This window comes from Rhodococcus kronopolitis, assembly GCF_042654025.1.
Lineage (GTDB): Bacteria > Actinomycetota > Actinomycetes > Mycobacteriales > Mycobacteriaceae > Rhodococcus_G > Rhodococcus_G kronopolitis.
On sequence record NZ_JBHSFO010000009.1, the window covers coordinates 1 to 24527 of the forward strand.

11 protein-coding genes are annotated in these 24527 nt (G+C 67.9%); 4 read left to right on the top strand and 7 right to left on the bottom strand.

The window, feature by feature from the left end; genetic code table 11:
* The 5 genes from ACFO6S_RS14685 to ACFO6S_RS14705 form a co-directional block, all read right to left on the bottom strand.
* Positions 1–4899, bottom strand: a 4899-nt coding sequence (locus ACFO6S_RS14685; protein WP_378418166.1) for an amino acid adenylation domain-containing protein, incomplete at its 3' end; no start/stop codon positions are given.
* A 108-nt stretch (positions 4900–5007) separates the two neighbouring features.
* On the bottom strand, positions 5008–16254 hold the full coding sequence (locus ACFO6S_RS14690) for an amino acid adenylation domain-containing protein (protein ID WP_378418695.1): 11247 nt from the start codon (positions 16252–16254) through the stop codon (positions 5008–5010).
* A gap of 812 nt (positions 16255–17066) precedes the next feature.
* Positions 17067–17819, bottom strand: a complete 753-nt coding sequence (locus ACFO6S_RS14695; RefSeq protein WP_378418167.1) for an SDR family NAD(P)-dependent oxidoreductase — start codon at positions 17817–17819, stop codon at positions 17067–17069.
* Positions 17816–18838: a phosphotransferase family protein gene (locus ACFO6S_RS14700; RefSeq protein ID WP_378418169.1), complete on the bottom strand. Its 1023-nt coding sequence runs from the start codon at positions 18836–18838 to the stop codon at positions 17816–17818. Before ACFO6S_RS14700 ends, ACFO6S_RS14695 begins: the two co-directional genes overlap by 4 nt.
* A complete protein-coding gene (locus ACFO6S_RS14705) occupies positions 18835–20043 on the bottom strand; it encodes an acyl-CoA dehydrogenase family protein (protein ID WP_378418171.1) in 1209 nt (402 codons plus the stop codon). The genes ACFO6S_RS14700 and ACFO6S_RS14705 overlap by 4 nt, the downstream gene beginning before the upstream one ends.
* 178 nt (positions 20044–20221) lie before the next feature.
* Here ACFO6S_RS14705 and ACFO6S_RS14710 point away from each other — a divergent pair, with 178 nt between their 5' ends.
* A complete protein-coding gene (locus ACFO6S_RS14710) occupies positions 20222–21109 on the top strand; it encodes a TetR-type transcription factor C-terminal domain-containing protein (RefSeq protein ID WP_378418173.1) in 888 nt (295 codons plus the stop codon).
* Between the two features lie 108 nt (positions 21110–21217).
* Complete coding sequence (locus ACFO6S_RS14715) at positions 21218–21505, top strand: hypothetical protein (RefSeq protein ID WP_378418174.1); 288 nt, start codon at positions 21218–21220, stop codon at positions 21503–21505.
* Positions 21506–21572: 67 nt separating this feature from the next.
* Here the strand turns inward: ACFO6S_RS14715 and ACFO6S_RS14720 are convergent, their stop codons facing one another.
* Positions 21573–22487 carry an SDR family oxidoreductase gene (locus ACFO6S_RS14720; RefSeq protein ID WP_378418176.1) on the bottom strand — a complete coding sequence of 305 codons (915 nt, stop codon included), beginning with the start codon at positions 22485–22487 and terminating at the stop codon, positions 21573–21575.
* A gap of 137 nt (positions 22488–22624) precedes the next feature.
* Between ACFO6S_RS14720 and ACFO6S_RS14725 the strand changes: the two genes are divergently transcribed.
* Positions 22625–23098 carry a DUF4334 domain-containing protein gene (locus ACFO6S_RS14725; protein WP_378418178.1) on the top strand — a complete coding sequence of 158 codons (474 nt, stop codon included), beginning with the start codon at positions 22625–22627 and terminating at the stop codon, positions 23096–23098.
* Between the two features lie 73 nt (positions 23099–23171).
* Here the strand turns inward: ACFO6S_RS14725 and ACFO6S_RS14730 are convergent, their stop codons facing one another.
* A complete protein-coding gene (locus ACFO6S_RS14730) occupies positions 23172–23537 on the bottom strand; it encodes a nuclear transport factor 2 family protein (RefSeq protein ID WP_378418180.1) in 366 nt (121 codons plus the stop codon).
* Positions 23538–23675: 138 nt separating this feature from the next.
* Between ACFO6S_RS14730 and ACFO6S_RS14735 the strand changes: the two genes are divergently transcribed.
* On the top strand, positions 23676–24455 hold the full coding sequence (locus ACFO6S_RS14735) for a helix-turn-helix domain-containing protein (protein ID WP_378418182.1): 780 nt from the start codon (positions 23676–23678) through the stop codon (positions 24453–24455).
* Positions 24456–24527 lie beyond the last annotated feature (72 nt).

Consider the following 24527-nt stretch of genomic DNA (forward strand, 5'->3'; position numbering starts at 1 on the left):
GTCCGCGTCAACCGACGCGTCCGCCGCCGGAACCACATAGGCAACCAGGTGATCGCCGGTCGCCGTTGGCACCACCAGGACCGCTGCCTGCAGCACCGACTCGTGCGCCAGCACTGCGGTCTCGATCTCGCCGAGCTCGATCCGCTGACCCCGGAACTTCACCTGGAAGTCGGTGCGCCCGATGTAGCTCAGCTCACCTGCCGCATCCCACGTCACCAGGTCGCCGGTGCGGTACATGCGGTGACCGTCGACGGCGAACGGGTTGGCCACGAATCGATCCGACGTCAGATCGACCCGGCCGAAGTATCCGCGGGCGAGCTGATCGCCGGCCAGGTACAACTCGCCGGGGACCCCCACCGGAACCGGATGCAAGCGCGAATCCAGCACGAACATCTGCGAATTCCACTGGGGGCGGCCGATCGAGACCGCCGCGGCATCGCCGTCGCCGGTGACCTCCCGGTAGGTGATCGACACCGCGGCCTCGGTCGGCCCGTACAGGTTGTGCACCCGCGCCGCACTGACACCGGCGAAGGCCCGCACCGTCTCGGGGGGCAGGGCCTCACCGATCACGAACACATCCCGCAGCGACACCAACTCGGCGGCAGGCACCGCCGCAGCGAACACCGTCAGCATCGACGGGACGAAGTCCGTCACCGTCACCCCGTGCTCGGCGATCTTCTCCGCCACGTATCCGGGATCGCGGTGCCCGTCCGGCGTCGCGACGACCAACTGCGCACCGACGCGCAGCGGCATGAACCAACCCCACAGCGACACGTCGAACGTCGTCGCCGTCTTCTGCAGGTACACATCCGAGGAATCCAGCAGGTACTCGCCCTGCATCCACTCCATCTGGTTGACGATCGCGCCGTGGCTGACCGCAACGCCCTTCGGCTTGCCCGTCGACCCCGACGTGAAGATCACGTAGGCGGGATGCTCCGGGCGCAGCATCGCCACCCGGTCCGCGCCCGTGATCGGGGCATCCGAGTAGGCCGCGAGATCGATGGTGTCGATGCGCAGGACAGACCTGTCCCCAGGAACTTCGAAGTCGTCTCGCGCGGTGGTCAGTACGCAGACCGGTGCCGCGGTGTCGAGGATGTGCCCGATCCGCTCCGCCGGATGATCCGGGTCGACGGGCACGTACGCGCCGCCCGCCTCGAGCACCGCGTAGATTCCCACCACCAGGTCGAGTGAACGCCGAACGGCCAAGGCCACCAACGACTCCGGTCCGACACCGACACCGATCAGATGCCGGGCCAGGCGGTTCACCCGAGATGCGAACTCCCCGTAGGTCAGCGACTGGCCCTCGTAGACGACCGCGGTCGCATTCGGGGTGGCGACGACCTGGCGACCGAACCCGTCGAGCAGCAACTGCCCCGCAGGCAGCGGGTGCGCGGTCTCGTTCCACGAGGTCAGCATCAGCTCGCGCTCACCGCCGTCGACCAAGTCGATGTCACCGACAACCATCTCGGCATCGGCGACCACCGCGGACAGCACGGCCTCGAACCGGCGGCCGAATGCGGCCACCGTCGCCTCGTCGAACAGGTCCGTGGCGTAGGTGATCTGCACCGTCATCGCCGGTGCGCCGGACTCGGCGACCGAGTCGAGCATGGTGAGCTGGAGGTCGAACTTCGCGATACCGGGGTCGAAGTCGAGCGCCGCGAGCGTCAGGTCCGGGAGCTCGACGGCGGCCTGCTCGAGGTTCTGGAAGAACAGCGCAACCTGGAACAGCGGGTGCCGCGCCTGCGAGCGCGCGGGGTTGAGTACCTCGACGAGCCGCTCGAAGGGCACGTCCGCGTGCGCGAAGGCACCGAGGTCGTTCGTGCGGACCCGAGCCAGCAGGCCCGCGAACGACTCGGCCTCGTCGACCTCCGTGCGCAGCACCAGGGTGTTGACGAACATGCCGACCAACTCGTCCAGGGCGGCGTCGCCACGACCGGCGATCGGTGCACCGATGGCAATGTCGGTGGTCCCGGACAGCCGCGCCAACAGCACGGCGAGGGCGGCATGCACCACCATGAACGGCGTGGCTCCGAGATCCCTTGCAAGCCCGTCGATTCCCGCCACCAGTTCGGGCGTCAGCGGGAATCCGTAGTTGACGCCTCGGTTCGACGCCACCGCCGGCCTCGGGCGATCCGCGGGCAGGTCGAGCTGCGTGGGCAGTCCGTCCAGGGCGTCGGTCCAGTACGCGAGTTGCCGTGCAATGGTCGACGCGGCGTCATCCTCGGAGCCGAGCGCGGCGCGCTGCCAGAGCGCGAAGTCGGCGTACTGCACAGGAAGCGGCGTCCAGATGGGCTGCTGCCCGGCCGCACGAGCCGCGTATGCGGTGACCACATCACGCACCAGTGGTGCGAGCGAGAAGCCGTCGGCCGCGATGTGGTGCACCACGAGCACCAGCACGTACTCGGCGTCGGAGACCCGCAACAGCCGGGCCCGCAGCGGGACCTCGGTGGTGACGTCGAAGCCGGTGCTCGCGAACGCCTGAACCTCGGCCAGCAGGTCCGCCTCGGTCACCGACACCGGTGTCGGGTTCAGCGTCGCCTGGTCGACCGGCAGGATCACCTGGGTGCCGGCGCCCTCGTACTCCGGGTACACCGTCCGCAGCACCTCGTGCCGTACGACCACGTCGGCCAACGCCGCGGCGAGGTGCGCCGCGTCGACCACACCGCTGAGCCGGACCGCCAGCGGGATGTTGTTGACGGCGCTGGCGCTGTCGAACCGGCTCAGGAACCACATCCGGGACTGCGCCAGCGACAACGGGATCCGGTCGGGGCGCGGGCCGGCAACCAGGCTCGGCAGGGCAACGCCGTCGCCACCGACCGCGTTGTCGATGACGACGGCGAGTTCCGCCACGGTGGGTGCGTCGAAGAACTCGCGCACATCGATGCGGACGCCGAACTCGGCGTTGACCCGCGCGATCGCCCGGGTCGCGATCAGCGAGTTGCCGCCGAGTTCGAAGAAGTCGTCGTCCGCGCCGATCCGCTCGAGGCCGAGGAGTGCCGCGAAGATGCCCGCGAGCGACCCCTCGGTGGGAGTGCTGGGCGCCCGGTACTCACGAGCCAACGACGAGAAGTCCGGTGCCGGCAGGGCCTTGCGGTCGAGCTTGCCGCTGGCGTTCAGCGGGAACTGCTCCACGACCACGAACAGCGACGGCACCATGTAGTCCGGGAGTTGATGCTTGAGGTCCGCCCGCAGTTCGCGGTGGTCCGGCGCCATGCCCGCCGTCGCCACAAGGTAGGCGACGAGGTGGTCGCCGACTGCGGGATCGTTGTGCACGACCACGACGGCCTGGGCCACCTCTTCGCGACCGAGCAACGCGGACTCGATCTCTCCGAGCTCGATACGTAGACCCCGCAGCTTGACCTGGAAGTCGATTCGCCCCAGGTAGTCGAGGGAACCCGAATCCTCGGGGCGCCACCGCACCAGGTCACCGGTCCGGTACATCCGGTCGCCGGGCTCGCCGTACGGGTTCGCGACGAACCGATCCGCGGTCAGCTCAGGCCGCGCGACATAGCCGCGAGCGAGCTGCACGCCGGCCAGATACAGCTCGCCGGGTACCCCGACCGGCACCGGACGCAGCCCGTCGTCGAGGACCAGCAGTTCGGTCTCGGCTACCGCGGAGCCAATCGGGATCGATGCGCCGTCCCGCTCGCTGGTCTGGTGGTAGGTGACGTCGACGGCTGCCTCGGTGGGGCCGTAGAGGTTGTGCAGCCCCGCCGAACTGATCGCGCGGAAACGCGAGGCGGCCTCGGCAGGCAACGCTTCGCCGGAGGCGAACACCAGGCGCAGCGAGGTCACGTCCGCCGCGCTCGGCTCCGAGATGAACACCGAGAGCATCGACGGCACGAAGTGCGCGACGGTGACGCCGCGATCGATCATGGTTCGGGCCAGGTAGGCCGGGTCTCGGTGCCCGTCGTGGGTGGCGATGACCAGCTTCGCACCCATCAGCAGCGGCCAGAACAGCTCCCACAAGGACACGTCGAACGTGTACGGCGTCTTCTGCAGGATGACGTCGTCCGGGGTGAAGCGGTATTCGGTCTGACGCCACAGCAGGTTGCTGACGATGGCGCTGTGCGGGACCGCCACGCCCTTCGGCCGACCGGTGGACCCGGAGGTGAAGATGACATAGGCGACGTGGTCGGCGGACAGCGACGCCGACCGGTCGGCGTCGCTGACCGGTGCTGAGGAATAGCCGGAGACGTCGAGCGTGTCGATCTCGAAGACGGTCACGCCTGCGGGCATCGTCACCGCATCGCGCGCGGTGGTGACCACGGCGGCGGGCTGCGCCACGTCCAGGACGTAGGCGATGCGGTCGGCCGGATGATCCGGATCGAGCGGGACGTAGGCGCCGCCGGCCTTGACGATGGCGTACATGCCGATCAGCAGGTCCAGGGAACGGCGAATCGAGAGCCCCACCATCGACTCCGGGCCGACGCCCGCCTCGATCAGCTTGCGAGCGAGCGCGTTGGCTCGGGCATCGAACTCCGCATAGGTGAGCTCGACCCCCTCGAATTCGAGTGCGACCGAATCCGGGGTGCGCACCACCTGCTCGTCGAAGAGCGCAGGCAGTGTGCGCGGTGGCATAGCCGCCGCCCCGACGCCGCCCGCGGCGGCAACGTCGGCCAGCAGGGCCGCCACTACGGTGCCGAGCCCGTCGTCGGCAGCCGCGTCGAGGCCGGGCAGCAGCGTCGAGAGCACCACCGGGATCAGCGCGTCGGCACCGAGTGCGCCGCCCATCGCGGCATCGAGCGCCACGAGCTCGGCGTGCAATACCTGGTAAGTGATGGCAGAATCCCGGTACCGGATGGCGGTTCGACCCGAATCCGTGTTCGCGATGTCAGCGATCAGTCGCGGCAAATCCTCGACAACAAGCCCGCGATCCTGCGAATCCACACCCGACATCTAGCTGTTCCCTCCACTGCACCACGATGCTCGGCCATCACGGACCGAAACACGCACACAAAAGCCTCGGGATGCCACAAGGCTGGCATCCTCGAGTGAACTATATGTTCACTCGAGGATGCATGACTGCGCTTTTTCAACAATGGATCGCGACTCGGCGACCAGGGAATCCATCGCCTTCGCATGCCCCTCAGGCCCCAGTGCCGGGAGAATTCCGGGGAGAAGCCCGGACAGCGAGACAGTCACCAACGCCTCGGGCTTGAGCGCCGCTCCCATCGACTTCGACACCGTCGCCAGCTTGGTGCCCAACTGCCCGTAGGTGACCTCACGACCGTCGTGGGTGAGCGCCACGGCGTCCGGCGCGACCGCCGCTGCCGCCGCCACCAACTCGGGCAGGTCCTTGACCGTCAGGGCCGGCTTGCGCGCGAAACGTGACCGCTCCTGGTCGGTGAGGATGTCGATACTGCGCAGCACCACCGACGGGTCGGCGGCCACCGCCTCGAGGATCCGGGCGAGCCGGCCAGCGAACAGCGCAATGGTCTCCGGCAGGAACAGGTCCGTCGCGTAGGTGAACTGCATCGGGATTCCGACGAGCCGACCGAGGTCGTCAAAGGTCTCCTGTCCGGTCAGCTGCAGGTCGAACTTCGCCTGCTCGAACCCGCTGTCGATCGCCGAGACCTCCAACCCCGGCAACTGCAACGACCGGGTGGTCATGTTCTGGAACGCGAACATCACCTGGAACAGCGGCGGGTAGGCGGTCGAACGCTCCCGGCCGACCACGTCCACCAGCCGCTCGAACGGCACGTCCGCGTGGTCGAAGGCAGCGAGATCCTTCCGCCGGGCCTGCACCAGCAGTTCGCTGAACGTCATTCCCGAGCCGACCTCGGTGCGCAGGACCACGGTGTTGACGAACATGCCGATCAGATCGTCGAGGACCCGTTCGCCGCGGCCCGCGACCGGCGTTCCGATGGCGATGTCGGTCGACCCACTCATCTTGGCCAGGAGCACCGCAAACGCGCTGTGCACGACCATGAACACCGTGGAGTTGTGCTCGCGAGCGATCGCGGACAGCCGTCCCGCCAACTCCGCGCCGATCGTGAACTCGAACGACCCTCCCCGCATCGTCTGACGAGCCGGTCGCGGGTGGTCGGTCGGCAGTTCGAGCTGCTCGGGCACGCCGACAAGTTCATTCGACCAGTAGTCGATCTGCCGCGAGACCAGGGAGTCCGGGGCCTCTTCGCTGCCGAGCACCTCACGCTGCCACAGGCTGTAGTCCACGTACTGGACCGCCAGCGGCGCCCATCCGGGCTCACGCCCCTCGACCCTCGACGAGTACGCCATCATGACGTCCCGGGTCAGGGGGCCCATCGAGAATCCGTCCGCGCTGATGTGATGCACCGTCACCGCGAGCACGTACTCGGTCGGGCTCAGCTCGAACAGGCTGGCCCGGACCGGCACCTGCGTGGTCACGTCGAATCCGGCCGAGACCAACTCCACCAGCCTGTCGGGCAGGGTCTGCTCGGTGACCTGGACGGGGGCCAGCGGCAGCGACACCACGTCGACCGGCAACACGACCTGGACCGGGCCGTCCGTACCGTCGGGGTAGACGGTCCGCAGCACCTCGTGCCGCTTCATCACATCCCGCACGGCCGACTCCAACGCCGGCGCGTCCAGCAACCCCGACAGGCGGATCGCCACCGGAATGTTGTACGCGGCCGAGTCCGGCATCATCCGGTTGACCACCCACATCCGCTGCTGCGCGAGCGAGAGCGGGATCTCGTCGGGACGCTCCATCACCGTCAGCGCCCGCCGGCCACCCACGCCCGCGACCTCGGCAACCCGTGCGGCGAGCGCGCCGACCGTCGAGGCCTCGAACAGCCATGCCACCGGCACCCTCGTATCGAACGCCTCCCCCAGCCGCGCCGCGACCTGCGTCGCCACCAGCGAGTTGCCACCGAGCGCGAAGAAGTCGTCGTCCAGGCCGACGAGGTCCACCGCGAGCAGCTCGGTAAAGACATCCGCGACCACCCGCTCTGCCGTGGTCACCGGGGCCCGGAACTCCACCAACGCGAATTCCGGGGCAGGCAGCGCAGCCCGGTCCAGCTTGCCGTTGACGGTCAGGGGCAGGGCGTCGAGGAACACGAACGCCGCGGGCACCATGTAGGTGGGCAGGCCTGATTGTGCGTGTGCCTCGAGCCTCGCGGCGTCGACCGTCGCACCCGCGGCGGGCACCACGTAGGCAACCAACTGGTCGGTGCCCTGTGCATCCGCTCGGGCGGTGACCACCACCGCGCCCACCGCCTCGTCGCGGGCCAGGACCGCCTCGATCTCGCCGAGTTCAATCCGGAATCCGCGCACCTTGACCTGGAAATCACTGCGCTCGAGGTACTCGAGGTCGCCGCCGGACCGCCAGCTCACCAGGTCGCCGGTGCGGTACATGCGCTCGCCGGGCAGACCGAACGGATTCGCGACGAAGCGGTCGGCGGTCAGGTCCGCGCGGCCGTGGTAGCCGCGAGCCAACTGGACCCCGGCGAGATAGAGCTCACCGGGCACCCCTGCGGGCACCGGGTTCAGGCGCCGGTCCAACACGTAGAGCAGGGTGTTCCACTCGCCCCTGCCGATCGGCACCGAAGCCCGGTCGTCCCCGGTGACCCGGTGCGCGGTCACCGAGACCGCGGCCTCCGTCGGGCCGTACAGATTGACCAGTTCAGCGGAATTCGCCGCCAGGAACGACTGCGCGGTCGCCGCAGGCAGCGCCTCGCCAATCGCGAGGACCCGGCGCAGGTCACCGGAGATCTCGGTGCCGGCCGCCACGGTGGAGAGCATGGTCAGCATCGACGGCACGGCGTGCAAGGTCGTCACCCGCTGCTCGCGCAGCAGCGCCAACAGGTAGTCGGGGTCCTGCTGGCCGCCGGGCCTGGCAATCACCAGGCGTCCACCGGTCACCAGCGCCGCCCAGAACTCCCACACCGACAGGTCGAACGTCGCCGCGGTCTTCAGCAGCGCCGAGTCCGTTGCATCCAGGCAGAACTCGAACCGCATCCACGCCAACTGGTTCACGATCGCCTGGTGACTGACGGTCACGCCCTTGGGCCTGCCGGTGGATCCGGAGGTGAAGATGACGTATGCCGGGTGCTGCGGCAGCAGCGGTGCGATCCGCTCCGAGCTACGCACCGGCGCATCGGAGAAGCCCGCCAGGTCGAGTGCGTCGACGTGCAGGACCGTGACGCCGTCGACGGTGAATCCGTCTCGCTCGGTGCTGAGCACGCACGACGGTGCAGCGGTGTCGAGGATGTGCGCGATCCGCTCCGCCGGATGGTCCGGGTCCACCGGAACATAGGCGCCACCGGCCTTGACCACCGCGTACATCCCGACGACGAGCTCGATCGAACGACGCATCGCGAGAACCACCAACGACTCCGGCCCCACGCCCTGGGCAATCAGCCGGCGCGCGAGCCTGTTCACCCGCGCATCGAACTCGCCGTAGCTGAGTTCGAGGCCCTCGAACCACAGTGCGGGCGCATCGGGGGCGAGCGCGACCTGCCGGTCGAACAGGTCCGCGAGGGACACGTCTTCGACCGGCTCGGCGGTGCTGTTCCAGCCGCCCAGGATGGTGATCAGCTCGGCATCTCCGAGCAGGTCGAGGTCCCCGACCGGAGCCGACGGGTCGGCGACCACGGCGTCGATCAACCGGACGAAGCGCTCGGCGAACCCGGTGACCGTCGACTCGTCGAACAGGTCGGCGGCGTAGCTGAACGTCGCATCGATACCCGCCGGCGCACCGTCCTCGTCGTACCGGTCGATGAGGACGAGCTGCAGGTCGAACTGCGCGGTCTCGATATCGGGGTCCAGCGCGGTGACCGTCAGGCCCGGCAGCTCGAGGCTGGCCTGTGCGTAGTTCTGGAACGAGAACCCGACCTGGAAGAGCGGATGCCGAGCGGTGGAACGGGCCGGATTGAGCACCTCAACGAGTCGCTCGAACGGCACGTCCGCATGCGCGAACGCCTGCAGATCTGCCTCTCGGACTGCGGCCACCATGTCGGCGAATCCCGCTCCTGCGTCCACCTGGGTGCGGAAGACCAGGGTGTTGACGAACATCCCGACCAGGTCGTCGAGTTCGGCCTCACCACGACCGGCGATCGGTGTGCCCACCGCGATGTCTGCGGTGCCGGACAGCCTGGCCAGCAATACCGCGAACGCAGAGTGTGCGGCCATGAACAGCGTCGAGCCCTGGGTGCGCGCCAGGTCGCTGAGCCCGCGGTGCGCGCGCGCGTCGACCTCGAACGCAACTCGCCCTCCCCGGAAGGACTGGACTGGCGGCCGCGGCCGGTCCGTCGGCAGGCTCAGCTGGTCCGGCAACTCGGCCAAGGCGTCACGCCAGTAGCTGATCTGCTGCGCGGCAACCGAATTCTCGTCGTCATCGCGGCCAAGGATCTGACGCTGCCAGAGCGCATAGTCGGCATACTGCACGGGCAGCGGCGCCCAACCCGGTTCCGCACCGTCGATTCGGGCGGAATACGCAGTCATCAGGTCGCGCACGAGCGGCCTCATCGAGGAGCCGTCCGCAGAGATGTGGTGCACCACCGAGGCGAGCACGTACTCGGTGTCCTCAGGTCGTTCCGCAGGCTCCACTTCGAACAACCGGATCCGCACCGGCACCTCTGCCGTGACGTCGAACTGGGTGGACATCAGCTCCGCCAGCCGACCCGGTAGCTGGTCAGCCGCCACCCGATCGGGCATCAGGTCCGGGATCGACTGTGCAGCAGGGATGATCACCTGAATCGGCCCGCTCGCGGTCTCGGGGTACCGGGTGCGAAGTGACTCATGACGGGTGAACACGTCGCCGAGCGCGACCTGCAGCGCGGCGACGTCGAGACGCCCGGACAGCCGAATCGCCATCGGAATGTTGTACGCAGCCGAGGCCCCGTCGAAGCGGTTCAGGAACCACATCCGCTGCTGGGCCAGGGACAGCGGCAACTGCCCGGGTCGGTCCTGAGCCACAAGCTGGGCCCTACCGCCCTCCCCCCGATGCGGATCGAGGTTCGCGGCCAGCGCCTCCACCGTTGATGCCTCGAACAGGGCCCGCACCGGTACCTTCGAATCGAGAGCGGCTCCGATCCGGGCCACCACCTGCGTGGCGAGCAGCGAGTTGCCACCGAGACCGAAGAAGTCGTCATCGAGACCAACCCGCTCGGCACCGAGCACCGCCGCGAACACTCCCGCCACGATCTCCTCGACCGGGTTGGACGGCGCACGGAATGCAGTCGTCTCGAACACCGGCGCCGGCAACGACTTCCGGTCCAACTTCCCGTTCGACGTCAACGGAATCTCATCGAGCACCACGAATGCGGACGGCACCATGTACTCCGGCAGCAGAGCCGACACACCGCCCCGCACCGAAGGCACATCCAGCGCCTCTGTCGAAGCCACCACGTAGGCAACCAGACGCACATCGCCGGGAGTGTCCTCGCGGACCACGACCGCCACCTGACCCACCCGCTCCTGCGCGAGCACGGCTGCCTCGATCTCACCGAGCTCGATCCGGAAGCCACGCACCTTTACCTGGTCGTCGGCGCGGCCGAGGTACTCGAGATCACCATCGCCACCCCAACGCGCCAGGTCACCCGACCGGTACAGCAACGAACCGTCGTCGCCGAACGGGTTGGCCACGAACCGCGACCCGGTGAGCGCGGGCTGACCGAGATAGCCACGCGCCAACTGCACACCGGCGACATACATCTCACCGGGCACACCCACCGGCACCGGACGCAACCGCGAATCCAGGACATACACCTGCAGGCCGGCAACAGCCTGCCCGACCAGGCTCGCCGACGCGGTCGCCGCCGTCGGCTCGTCGATCCCCCGGTACGAGACATGCACCGTGGTCTCGGTGATGCCGTACATGTTCACCAACCGCGGACCGGCCGAGCCGCTCATCCCGTCGCCGCGACGGGCAAACCAGTCCGTCAACCGGCGCAACTCCAGCGCCTCACCACCGAAGATCACGTACCGCAGGGCAAGATCACGACCGGACGGCTCCGCCACCCGGTCGGCCTCCGCCAACTGGTAGAACGCCGACGGCGTCTGGTTGAGCACCGTCACCCGTTCCCGCGCCAGCAACTCCAGGAACTGCTCCGGCGAGCGCGAGGTGAAGTAGTCGACCACCACCAGGGTCCCGCCGTAGAGCAACGGCCCCCACAACTCCCACACCGAGAAATCGAACGCATACGAGTGGAACATCGTCCAGACATCCGACTCGTCGAACCCGTAGACCGACTCCGTGTTTCGCATCAACCGACCGACATTGAGGTGCGGCACCACCACACCCTTGGGGCGACCGGTCGACCCCGACGTGTAGATCACGTAGGCGACGTTGGCCGGGGTCAGCGGCGCGACACGGTCCGCATCGGTAACCGAATCGGCCGACAACGCCGACAGGTCGACACGATCCAACTCCAGCACCGGCAACCCGTCCGGCCGCACCAGTTCCACATCCGAGCCAGTGAGCAGGCAGACCGGATGCGCGTCGGTCAGCATGTAGGCAATGCGGTCCGCAGGATAGTTCGGGTCCACCGGCAGGTACCCACCACCGGCCTTCACCACCGCCAGCAACGCCACCACCAGATCGAGCGACCGTGGCAACGCCACCGCAACCAACGACTCCGGACCGACTCCCACCGAGATGAGCTGACGCGCCAGCCGGTTCGCCCGCTCGTCCAACGCGCGGTAGGACAGCCCATCATCCAAGTACCGCAACGCAATACGATCCGGGAACTGCCGCGCAGCAACATCGAACAAATCCACCAACGTGGCATCGGAACCGGCATCGACCCCCGACGAATTCCACTGCGAGAGAACCAGTTCCCGTTCAGCAGCCGCGAGCAGGTCAATATCACCAACCACCACTGCCGGATCCGCCACCACCGCAGAGAGCACCCGCAGGAAACGCTCCCCGAACGAATCAATCGTCGACCGGTCGAACAGATCGGTGGCATAGGTGAACTCCGCGGCCATCCCCGACGGTCGTCCATGCTCGTCGACGGACTCCGAGAGCGTCAACTGCAGGTCGAACTTGGACACGTCGACCTGGACCTCGCCCGCCGAGACCGACAGCCCGGGGAGTTCGAGGGTGGTCTCGCCCATGTTCTCGAAAGACAGCACCACCTGGAACAGCGGATGGCGGGCCGTCGAGCGGGCCGGGTTGAGTACCTGGACGAGCCGCTCGAACGGCACGTCGGCATGCGAGAAGGCGGACAGGTCGGCGTCGCGGACGCGGGCCAGCAGGTCGGTGAACGACACGTTCGGGTCCACCTCGGTCCGCAGGACCAAGGTGTTGACGAACATCCCGATCACGTCGTCGAGGGCCTGCTCGCCGCGACCTGCCACCGGCGTGCCGACCGCGATGTCGGTGGTGCCGCTCAGGCGAGAGAGCAGCACACTCAGCGCCGCGTGCACCACCATGAACGGCGTGACTCCCTGCGCTCGGGCGAGGGTTGTCAGCGACCTGACGATGCCCTCCTCGATCGTGAAGCCCACCCGCCCGCCGTGGAAGGACTGCACGGCGGGCCGGATACGATCCGACGGCAGGTCGAGCTGGTCCGGAATCCCGGCCAACGCCCCACGCCAGTACTCGATCTGCTTGGCGGACAGCGAATCTGAATCCTTCTCGTCACCGAGGACCTCACGCTGCCAGACGCTGTAGTCCGCGTACTGCACCCGCAACGGTGCCCAACCGGGCGCCACACCCTCGGCCCGGGCGGTGTAGGCCGTCATCACGTCGCGGGCGAGGACCGCCCACGACATGCCGTCCGCGGCGATGTGGTGGACCACCAGCGCCACTACGAGTTCGTCTGCCCCGACCGCGAACAGGCGCACCCGGAAGGGGATTTCCTCGGCCACGTCGAATCCGCCGGACGCGAATTCCATGAGCTCGGTCGTCAGTTCCGCCTCGGTCACGACCTGCAGGGCCACGTCGAGATCCACCTCGGCGACGGGCAGGATCACCTGGTGTACGCCGTCCGCAGACTCGGGGAACACCGTGCGCAGCGACTCGTGTCGGCCGAGCACGTCGAACAACGCCGCCCGCAGCGCCGGAATGTCGGTGCGGCCGGCGAGGCGTACCACCAGCGGAAGGTTGTAGGTTGCCGCCGCGGTGTCGTACTGGTTCAGGAACCACATCCGAGACTGCGCCAACGACAACGGCACCCGCTCCGGACGCACACCCGCAACCAACGCCAACCGACCACCCGCACCCACCTGCGACTCCACCCGAGCCGCCAACGCCTCCACCGTCGACACCTCGAACAACACCCGCACCGGCACCTGCGCATCCAACGCCGCACCGATCCGAGCCACCACCTGCATCGCAATCAACGAGTTGCCACCCAACTCGAAGAAATCATCATCCAGACCGACAGCCTCGACCCCGAGCACCTCAGCGAAGACAGCCGCAACGACCTCCTCAACCGGAGTCGACGGCGCACGGAACACCCTCACCTCGAACACCGGCTCCGGCAACAACTTCCGATCCAACTTGCCACTCGTGTTGAGCGGGAACGCCTCCAACACCATCACCGTCGACGGCACCATGTACCCGGGCAACGACTCCGCCACCCGCTCACGCAGCACACTCGACGTCAACGACGCACCCGAGTCGAGCACCACATACCCGACCAACTGATCACCGGACGACACGGTCGAACGCAGCACCACAACAGCCTGCGACACCCCACCGACCCGCTCGAGGGCCGACTCGATCTCCCCCAACTCGATCCGCTGACCACGCAACTTCACCTGGAAATCGGTACGCCCCAGGTACTCCATCTGCCCATCCACCCGCCAACGGGCAAGATCACCCGTGCGGTACATGACCGAACCCGCATCCCCGAACGGATTCGGAACGAACCGCTCCGCCGTCCGATCCGGATGACCGTGATACCCCCGCGACACCTGCCGGCCCGCGAGATACACCTCACCAGCAACCCCCGGCAGAACCGGACGCAACCGCGAATCAAGCACGTACGCCTGGGTGTTCCACACCGGCCGACCGATCGGCATCGAATCCGCCTCGGCTCCATCGCACCAGTAGTGGACAGACGTCAGCGTGGTCTCCGCCGGGCCGTACGCATTGTTGACACCCACCGCCGACGCCCGCATCACCCGCGTCGCCAACTCCGGACTGAGAGCCTCACCGGCCAACTGAAGTGCACGCACCGACGACGGCAACGCCAACGCCGGATCCGACGCCAACGCCGCCAGCATCGACGGCACGAAACCCAACACGGTCGCGCCCCACTCACGAGACATCGACACCAGGTACTCCGGATCACGATGCCCGTCCGGACGAGCAATGACCAGGTGCGCACCCGCAATGAAGGGCACGAACAACTCCCACACCGACGGATCGAACACGATCGGCGTCTTCTGCAACACCACATCCGACGACGTCACCGCGTACTCACCGATGAACCAGCACAACTGGTTCACGATCGCCTCGTGCGTGACCGCCACACCCTTCGGCACACCCGTCGACCCCGACGTGAAGATGACATAGGCAGGGTTGCCCGACCGCAACGGGTGGATCCGCTCGGAATCCGAGACCGGACCATCATCGAGACCGGAGACCTCGACACGATCGACCTCGACCACCACGACACCCGCAGGCACCCCGACACCATCACGAACCGTCGTCAGGACACACACCGGCTCGGCGATCTCGAGCACCGCCGCCAACCGCTCCACCGGCTGATCCGGATCGAACGGCACATACGCACCGCCCGCCTTCATCACCGCATAAATACCAACGAGCATCTCCACCGAACGCCGAGCCGCAACCACGACCCGCTCCTCCGGACCGACACCGAGCCCGATCAGATGCCGCGCAAGCCGGTTCACCCGTGAATCGAACTCGGCAAACGTCAGCGTCTCACCCTCGAACGTCACCGCAGACGAACCCGCATGCGCACCCGCAGCCCCGTCGACCAGATCGACCAGCGTCCCGGCCGGCACCTCCACCGCGGTTGAATTCCACCGATCCAACATCACATCGAGCTCTGCTTCGGTGGCTACGTTGAGCGCCCAGATCGGCGTCTGTGCATCAACGCTCACAAACCGCGAGAAGAAATCGACGAAACGCGAATGATGCTGATGTGCTTCGTCATCGGTGTAGAGCTGAGGATTGGTCTCGAAGTCGACATGGGTACGGGTTCCACCCACGCTCTGATAGAAGTTGACACCCAGGTCCTCGATCGTGCCGGTCGAGAGGATGTTGAACTCACCCACCATCGAACCGAGTGAAACCTCGCGGTGAAAGAGCATGATGTTCACCAGCGGCCCGAGCAGGTTGCGCTCGACGGTGCCAGCTGCCGTGCTCCGGTACATGTCCTCGTACCGGTACCGCTGACGCCGCAGGGCTCCGGAGACGGCCACCTGAACCTGCTTGAGCAGCTCCGCGACGGTCGTCTCCACGCCGACACGCAGTCGCAGCGGCACCACGTTCGACATCATGCCGCCCGACCTGCGTGCCGCGGCAGTCGTGCGCGCGGTGACGGGCAGCGTCAGGATCACGTCCTCTTTGCCGGAAACCTGTGCCAGGTAGCTGGCGAACGCCGCGATCAGCATCCCGGCCGGCGACGAATCCTGGTCTCGAACCGCCGACTCGAGCCGCGCCACGACGTCGTCGGACAGGGCCGCACTGGTGATCCCGTTGACCGCAGACGGTGCCGCGGTGCGACCACTGAGACTGGTGCCCTCCTCGACGCCCGCGATCCGCTCGGCCCAGTACTCACCGTCGGCGGTGAATCGCGGGCTCTCCCGGTAGCTGGCCTCCGACTCGTACAGTTCCCGGAGATCAACCGCCTTGAGCGGAGCCGGTTCGCGACCCTCGACCGTCGCGGAGTAGAGCTCGGCCACCCGCGTCGTGAAGTTCATCGCCCCGAATCCGTCGAGGATGATGTGGTGGCAGCGGGTGTACCAGAAGTACCGATTGTCCTCGACCCGCAGAGCCGCCGAGACGATCAGTCGATCCGCGAGGAGGTCGAGGGGTGCGCTGCAGTCAGCGCGCATCCACTCGTGGGCCGCGGCCACAGGATCGCTCTCGCCCCGGAAGTCCCGGCTGACCATGGCGTCGTCGATGGTGAGGTCGACGACCTGGCAGGGCTGACCGTCACGTTCGAGAATGCGCAGGAACCCGGATCCGAACTCGGCCGAGGCGGCAAGGCTGGCGCGGTCGAGAACGCCGAAGTCGAGATCGCCCCGCAGGTCGACGTACTGGGCGATGTTGATCGGCACCTCGGGGTCGAGATGCTGGGCGTACCACATTCCCAGTTGCGCAGGCGAGAGGGGAAATACCTCCATCGCGTCAACCTCGGTGGCGTGATCGATGCCGTCGATTCCGTCGAACGCGGTCGGCTTCAACTGGTTCCCCTTATTTTCTGGAACAAACACAATTCGTCCCGGCAGAGACCCGGCCGCAATGGCCGGACGCAAACCGAACAGGACGGATTGCGCCAGGCATGACATGCCGAGGGCAGATTTTGGTGAGAATAGATCCTCGCCTCGCGACGAGGTGCGCGCCCAGACGCGCGCAACCTACCGGTCGGTCAGCGGCACTTCACGCACCTATACGGCCCCGACTCCGCCATGCCCGCTTCCGGAATCGTCTAACCCTACCGTGACCAACACGACATCCCCCCGTGTTTGACACGAACCGATCCATTGTGTACTCACAGGTCGCCCTCCGCAGAAAATCCCGCCGCCGACTCGGCGGCAACCCGATCGCGACGAGGCAGGACGCCATCGACCGCAGGTGGCAACTTACCGCGTTAGCCGGGCCTTTCGCGGCAGATTGCACGTATCTCGGTCGAGCGTCCAGGAGCGCGGCCCGCGAGCGCGTGGCAGCCGGCCTGCCAACGCCGACGGGCACCGAGCAAGCCACTGTTCATGCAGGTCGGAGGGCCACTCCTACGTTTTCGACGTAGCGTTTCCGACAGATGGGGGGCGTAACAATCCAATTGTGGTCGGGTCACAGAACTGGACCTTGCCTCAGCACCTTGCTGAGTGCCGGGGGTTAGCCGACCGCAGTTCGACCGGCCCGATCGACGGTCACTACGCCGATGCCCTGGCACCGGACACAAACGCGCGGACGGACGGTGGCACGGGCAGCACACTCAGGCCCGCAGCCCGTCGGTCCCGGCCCGGGTCATCACGATGTTCGGGACCACGGCCCGGCTCGACAGGCGCAGCAGACCCTCGGCGACCTCCACTACGTCGTTGACCTCGAGCATCTGCTCCGCCGGAATCCGGTCGTGGATCCACGCACTCATGTCCGTGTCGACGTACGCCGGCGCGATCGTGGTGGCGCTGACACCGTTGCCCGATTCCTCCGCATTCAACGCCTGAACCAGCGAGATCAGCGCGGCCTTGGTCGCGCCGTAGACCGCCAGGCCGTGCTCGGCATGGACACCGGTGACAGACGCCAGCGCAATCACCTTGGCACCGCGGCCGGGATCTGCGGCAGCACCGGCCCGGAGCAGCGGCAGGCACCGCTGCAGCAACAGGAACGGTGCACGCAGGTTGACCTCGAGGGTCTTGTCGAATCGCCGCATCGGATAGTCGGCGACAGTCCCCGCGGAACCGACGCCAGCGTTGAGGATCAGCGCCTTCATCGGACCGAGCCGGTCCGAATGGATCTCGGCGATGCGGCGAACCGTGTCCTCGTCGGCCATGTCGCCTGCGGTCGCGATCACCTGTGGCGCACCCGCGGCCCGGAGTTCGACCGCGACCGCGTCTAGCCGGTCGGCGTCCCGGGCGGTGACGGTCAACGAATATCCGAGCCCGGCCAGCCTGGTCGCGATGCCCAGCCCGATGCCGCGTGAGGCACCGGTCACCAGCGCCGTGCGGGTTTCCGAGGTTCCGGTCATGCGGAGACTCCATTCAGTGCGCGCAGTCCAGCTGCGATGAACTCGGGCGTTGCGTCGGCGGCCCGCTCGGCGCCGCTACCCGAGCTGGCCCCCTGCAGCGCGCGGTGCGTGATGCCCTCGCCGACGACGCCCAGCTTGAAGTTCGCCAGCGCGAGGTAGAAGTTCCAGTCGCCCAGGTCACGGCCCGACGCGGTGGCGTAGGCCTGAGCGAGTTCGTCTGCCGACGGCAGCCGGTCGCTGGTCCACGCCGCCCGGGTGCCGAGAACCAGGTCGAAAGCGGGATTCCGGTAGACGCACATCAACGCGACATCGGTCAGCGGATCCCCGAGAGTGGAGAGCTCCCAGTCGACCACGGCCCGGACGACTGTGGGATCGATCGCATCGAGGATGATGTTGTCGATCCGGTAGTCGCCGTGCACGATCGAGGCCGCCGAATGCCGCGGGATCGACTCGGCGAGCCGGGTCGACAGCACCGCGACGTCGGGCAGCTCCCGGGTCTTGACCCGCTCCCACTGGTTGGCCCACAGTGCCACCTGGCGGCCGAGGAAACCCTCGGGCCTGCCGAACTCGCCGAGCCCGGCCGCCCGGTAGTCCACCTCGTGCAGGTTCGCCAGCACCCGGACCAGTTCGTCCGCAGTCGCGGTGACCTGCTCGTCGGTCAGCGCGCGGAGGTCGTCGAAATCCCTGACGACCCGGCCGGCCACGAACTCGACGACCGTCATCGGTGCGCCCAGCGCGGTCCCGTCCGCGTCGAGGGCCACCGTCCGCGCCACCGGGATCCCGGTGCCCTGCAGTGCATTGGTCACCGCGAACTCGCGTGCCATGTCGTGCGCGGACGGCGTCAGCCCGCTGACCGGGGGGCGGCGGACCACCCAGTTCGACTGGTCGTCACAGGCCTTGTACGTGAGGTTCGAGCGTCCGCCGCTGATCAACTCCACCCGGAGCTCACCGCGAACCGCGACGCCCTGAGCCTCCAGGTACCGCCGCAGCGCGGCGGCGTCCATGCCCGGCAGCGTCATCGGGCGTCCGCCTGTGCCCGCTTGGCCGCACCGACGACGCGCTTGGCGATCGCCCAGCGATGCACCTCGGAGGGGCCGTCGTAGACCCGGAACGGGCGCACCTCACGAGAGAGCCGGGCAAGCGGCAGGTCGCCGGAAACGCCCATCCCACCGCACATCTGAATGCTCCGGTCCACGATCCGGAACACCGCCTCGGCGGCGTAGGTCTTGGCGATGGCAGTGGAGTTCGACGCACTCTCACCCCGGTCGAGTTCCCAGCACGCACGCACCAACAGGGCGCGGGTGGCGGCGATGTCGATCTCGTTGTCCGCGACCATCTTCTGGACCATGCCGAGGTCTCCGAGCTTGGAGCCGAAGCCCTCCCGCCGCGCCACCTGCGCCACCGCGACGTCGTGGCCGCGGCGAGCGGCGCCCAGCCAGCGCATCACGTGCGTCATCCGCGCCGGCCCGAGCCGCACCTGGGCGTACTCGAAGCCGCGGTCCGCCTCGCCGAGCACGGCACTGTCCGGAACCAGCAGGTCCTCGAAGAACACCTCGCAGTGCCCGCCGATCATCGCCCGGTCCAGGGTGTCGATGTGCCTGCCGACCCGCAGACCCGGCGCGTCGGCAGGCACCAGGAACATGGTGGCCCCGCCGCGATCGCCGGGTTCGCCTGCGGTGCGGGCCATGACGATGAAGAACCCGGCGCCGTCCGCGCCGGTGATGAACCACTTGTGGCCGTTGATCCGCCAACCGCCGGCGGCGCGCACGGCCCGGGTGGTCAGGGCCGACGGGTCGGAGCCGGCTCCGGGCGCGGGCTCGGTCATCGCGAACGCGGACCGCACCGCACCGGTGGCCAGCGGCGCCAGGAACTGCTGGCGCTGTTCCGGGTTCGCGATGTGCGCGAGCATGTGGAGATTGCCCTCGTCCGGCGCCGCGATGTTCAGCGCCGTCGGACCGAACAGTGAGTACCCGGCCTCCTCGAACACCGGGGCCCGGTCGGACATGTTCAGTCCGTGGCCGCCGAACTCGACGGGGGCGTGCGGGGCGAACACTCCGGCGACCTTCGCCTCGTCCTGCATCCGGATCCGGAGTTCGTCGCCGCCTGCCGCAGTGATGTCGCCGCCGTACTCGTCCTCGATCGGCAGCACCACGTCGCGGGTGAACTCCCGGGTCCGCTTGATCAGGTCCGCGATCTCGCCGGAATACGCCAAGTCGACAGCCACGTTCTCTCCCTACGCCGGAAATCCCGAACGATCGTTCCACTTCTATGTCTTCTCGACCACATTCCCATCCGAGATCGGCACTGTCAACACGTAATTTCTCATCCAATGCACAACAGCGGCCGCAGCAAAGTGTTCAGGATTCCTGATACATTGCAAATCTGAACGGCGAGGAGGGCACATGTCAGGACGACCACCACTACCCGAGGCCATCCGGGCGGCCCGCACCGAGCGGGGGCTCTCCCTGCGCGAGCTGGCGTCCAGGATCGCGGTCAGCCCCGCCACGCTCAGCGCCATCGAGAACGGCCGGACCGGGGTGTCCGTCGACCGGCTGGTGGAACTGGCCGGCGCCCTGGAGGTATCGACCGAACTGCTGCTGGGCTGCGCAGCGTCGACCGAACGCCCCGCCGGCCCCGCCCGCCGAGTGCGCGTATCCCGGACCACACCCCCAGGAGCGCCAACGACAAATGCACACTCGGCGGCCGCCTGGCGCGAGTTTCCGGCACTCGAGCTCGACCCGGTGCTGGCCGCCGCGATCGAGGCCTTCGTCGAGACCGGCTACCACGGCGCCACCATGCGCGGTCTGGCCGCGCGGGCCGGGGTGAGCGCGCCCGGCGTCTACCATCACTACCGCGACAAACAGGAACTTCTCGTCCGCGCACTCGACGTGACGATGGACGAGATCCACTGGCGGGTGCGCGCGGCGCTGAGCGATGGCGACACCACCGCCGCCCGGGTGGGCCTCGCGGTGGAGGCGCTCGCGCTCTACCACACCCACCGACGCGAGCTGGCCTTCATCGGGGCCAGCGAGATGCGCAGCCTGGAGCCACCGGACCGGGACCGGATCCGGGCCTCCAGGAACGCGGTCCAGCACCTCCTCGACGCCGAGATCGGGGCGGGGGTGGCTGCGGGCGACTTCACCACCGCCCACCCGCGCGACGCCGGAAAGGCCATCGTGACGATGTGCACCTCGCTGCCTCAGTGGTTCCGGATCGGTGGCCCGTCCACGCCCGAACAGATCGCCGTCGAGTACGCCGAGTTCGCGCTCACCCTGCTCGGGAGGCGCTGACAAGAGGGTGCGAACCCCACCCCTTGGGTGCCTGTCCGGCCGTGCCCGTGTCGCCCATATTTGTTGTAGTCCACCTGGGCAGACACCCCACCACCGAAGGGCCACACCATGATCTCTCGAACCGCCAAGACGCTCGCCGCCTCTGTCCTCGTCGCCGCCGGACTGATCGGCGCTCAGGCCGCCGTCGCGAATGCGGCCGTCCGCACGAACCCCGACGGCACCACGACCACCGTGTGTGTCTACGACGGCAAGGACTACAGCGTCGGTTCCAAGGTCTACCACCCGGACGGCACCTACCAGCTGTGCCGGTCCGACGGCACCTGGCTGCGAACCACCCCGCCCGTCAAGGACCACGGGATCGACCGCGTCCCGGCCCCGGCACGTTCGCTCGGGTAACCCCCGACGACCGGAGCGGCCCACCACAGTGCTGTGGTGGGCCGCTCCGGTTGTGTCGGGTCGAGGCTCAGAGACCCACGCGCGAGTTCGCGTGGCGCGGGTTGCCCGCCATGTCGGAATTCGGCCGGGCCTCCGCGACCAGCGCCGGGATCACCTCGCCGAGCTCGGCCGGATCCCAGCGGGCGTCCTTGGACACCCCGGGTCCGGCCACCCACGTCTCGGCCACGCTGATCGTGCCGCCGTGGACATTGAAGATCCGGCCGGTGATGCCGTCCGCCTCCGGGGACCCGAGCCAGACCACGGTCGGCGAGATGTTCTCGGGCGCGGCGGCGTCGAACCCGGTGCGCTGCTTCTCCGCCTCCGCCGCCGCGACGAAGGCGTCGAGGCCTGCCGTCATCTGGGTCAGCGCCGTCGGCGCGATGGCGTTGACGGTGACGCCGAGCCGGGCGAGTTCGTCGGCGAGGATGACGGTGAAGGCCGCGATGCCTGCCTTCGCCGCACCGTAGTTGGCCTGCCCCAGGTTCCCGTACAGGCCCGACGGCGACGAGGTGTTGATGATCCGTGGATGCGCGACGGGGGTGCCCGCCTTGTGCTGCGCCCGCCAGTACGACGCCGCATGCTGCGACGGGGCGAAGGTGCCGCGCAGGTGCACCCGCATCACGTCGTCCCACTGATCGACGGTCATGTTGACGAACATCTTGTCGCGCAGGATGCCGGCGTTGTTCACCAGGACGTGAACGGTGCCGAAGGTGTCGATCGCGGCCTGGATGAGGCGGCCGGCGCCCTCGAAGTCGGAGATGTCGTCGTTGTTCGCCACCGCCTCGCCGCCCATCGCCCTGATCTCCTCGACGACCGCCTCGGCCGGACCGAGATCGTTGACCACGACCTTGGCTCCCTGCCTGGCGAATTCGAGCGCGTGCTCGCGACCGATTCCCCCGGCTGCCCCCGTCACCACGACGACGCGTCCCTCGTTGATTCCCATTCGTGTCTCTCCTTCTACGGTCCCGATCAGTGCAGGAGCTGGCTGCGCCCCGGCGACACACGCGTCCACGCGTTCGGCCTCCTCGGCAGGCTAACCAGATCACACTGAACTCACCCCCGCACCGAAAGGAGCCCTCGATGGACATCGACGAGGCCCGCGCCAGATTTCAGGAGCTCCGAGCGCAGCCGGCCGGGGTCTCCCCCACCGGCCTCGACGCCGTGTGGGCCGCCCTGGACGTAGTCGCCGCGGCCGACATCCTCGGTTCCTGGAAGGGCTCCGTGTTCGAGACCGGCCATCAACTCTGCACGGCCCTGCCCGCCAGCCGATGGCACGGCAAGACCTTCCACTCGGTCCTCGACGCCAAACCGCTGATGTGCCGGGACGAGGAGGGCAACCTCTACTCCAACGTCAAGCTCGGCAAGGGCGAGGCCAGCCTGTGGAACATCGAGTTCCGCGGTGAGGTGACCGCGACCATGGTCTACGACGGCAAGCCGATCTTCGACCACTTCAAGCGGGTCGACGAGAACACCCTGATGGGGATCATGAACGGCAGGCCCGAGGTGGTGCTCGACAACGGCGAGCACTGCTACTTCCTGCTCGAAAGAGACTGAGCGGCATCCGTATCCCCCGCGCCGCGGCACGCCCGCGATCGGGGGGCGGGCAGGTGCGCCCGCCCCCGTCCGCTCAGGCCGCAGGCACCTTGTCCAGAAAGCCGAGGACCAACGCCAGTCGGCCGCTGCCCTCGAGTTCGGCGACGTCGAATCCGTCGATCAGCGAGTCCTCGCCCGGAATGCCCAGTCGCCAGCCGAATCGCGCCTGCTCGTGGTGCGCGTCGACCGGGCCTGCCAGGGCAAACCGCAGGCCCGGGAATTGTTGCTGCACCGCACCGACCATCGAGTCGATCTGATCGTGTCCCACCGCGACGCCGAGCGGGTCCACGTACCTGGACTCGGCGGCGAAGACCTGCTCGACCCGGTTGCGCCGGGCGACGGGATCCGTTTCGTTCCACATGTCGATGTACGCGGTGGCCAGTTCGGTGAAGTCGCTCATGATGATTCCTTCCGAGGATTGGTCCGGCGGCGTTTGGGTTCGCTCGCCGGCTGCCTCCACTCTGCGGCGCCCGGCGACGCCAGTCGATTACCTCGGAGGTAATCGCAGGACGACACGGACCTCGCTAGGTTGAGATGTGTGACAGACACGGAAACCTCGCGACCTGTCGGCTCGATACTCCGGGACTGGCGGGAACGGCGCAGGCTCACTCAGCTGGTCCTCTCGTCACAGGCCGGTGTGTCCGCGCGTCATCTCAGCTTCATCGAGACCGGCCGGGCGCGACCGACCAGCGCGATGATCATTCGACTGTCCGAATGCCTGGAAGTACCGCTGCGCCAGCGCAACACGATGCTCCTGGCCGGCGGCCACGCACCTGCCTACCCACAGAACCGGCTACCCGACGCGCCGATGTCGGCCGTCAACGACGCGATCAACCGGATTCTCGACGCACACACCCCGTACCCGGCAGTGGTCGTCGACCGTCATTGGGAGCTGGTCGCGGGCAACCCTGCGGTCGACGTGCTGACAGCCGGCTCGGCACCGCATCTGCTCGAGCCACCGGTCAACGTGCTGCGGCTCAGCCTGCACCCGGACGGCATGGCACCCCGGATCGCAAATCTCGGGCAGTGGCGCGGGCACCTGCTGGCGCGACTGCAGCGGGAGGCCGACGTCACCGCCGACCCGGACCTGGCACAGCTCCTCGACGAGCTGCGCGGCTACCCGGGAGGGGAGGAGGCGGACGCGACCGACACTGCGGCGCTGCTGGTTCCGCTGCGGATCCGGACCGACGCCGCCGAACTGTCGATGTTCAGCACGACCACCGTCTTCGGCACACCGCGCGACGTCACCCTCGCCGAGATTGCGATCGAATCGTTCTACCCGTCCGACTCCGCGACCGCGGAGTTCTTCCGCCGCTAGTCGTCACGACGTCGCGGACGGGCAACGTCACCACAAGAATGTGTATCGTACACATCCTTGCGTTCATCGAAC

What these genes read in the sequence shown, in the direction of transcription:
- ACFO6S_RS14725 (WP_378418178.1), top strand. Translation starts at nt 22,625, where the DNA reads ATGGACATCGACGAGGCCCGCGCCAGATTTCAGGAGCTCCGAGCGCAG.
- ACFO6S_RS14715 (WP_378418174.1), top strand. Translation starts at nt 21,218, where the DNA reads ATGATCTCTCGAACCGCCAAGACGCTCGCCGCCTCTGTCCTCGTCGCC.
- ACFO6S_RS14695 (WP_378418167.1), bottom strand. Translation starts at nt 17,819, where the DNA reads ATGACCGGAACCTCGGAAACCCGCACGGCGCTGGTGACCGGTGCCTCA.
- ACFO6S_RS14690 (WP_378418695.1), bottom strand. Translation starts at nt 16,254, where the DNA reads ATGGAGGTATTTCCCCTCTCGCCTGCGCAACTGGGAATGTGGTACGCC.
- ACFO6S_RS14710 (WP_378418173.1), top strand. Translation starts at nt 20,222, where the DNA reads ATGTCAGGACGACCACCACTACCCGAGGCCATCCGGGCGGCCCGCACC.
- ACFO6S_RS14720 (WP_378418176.1), bottom strand. Translation starts at nt 22,487, where the DNA reads ATGGGAATCAACGAGGGACGCGTCGTCGTGGTGACGGGGGCAGCCGGG.
- ACFO6S_RS14730 (WP_378418180.1), bottom strand. Translation starts at nt 23,537, where the DNA reads ATGAGCGACTTCACCGAACTGGCCACCGCGTACATCGACATGTGGAAC.
- ACFO6S_RS14700 (WP_378418169.1), bottom strand. Translation starts at nt 18,838, where the DNA reads ATGACGCTGCCGGGCATGGACGCCGCCGCGCTGCGGCGGTACCTGGAG.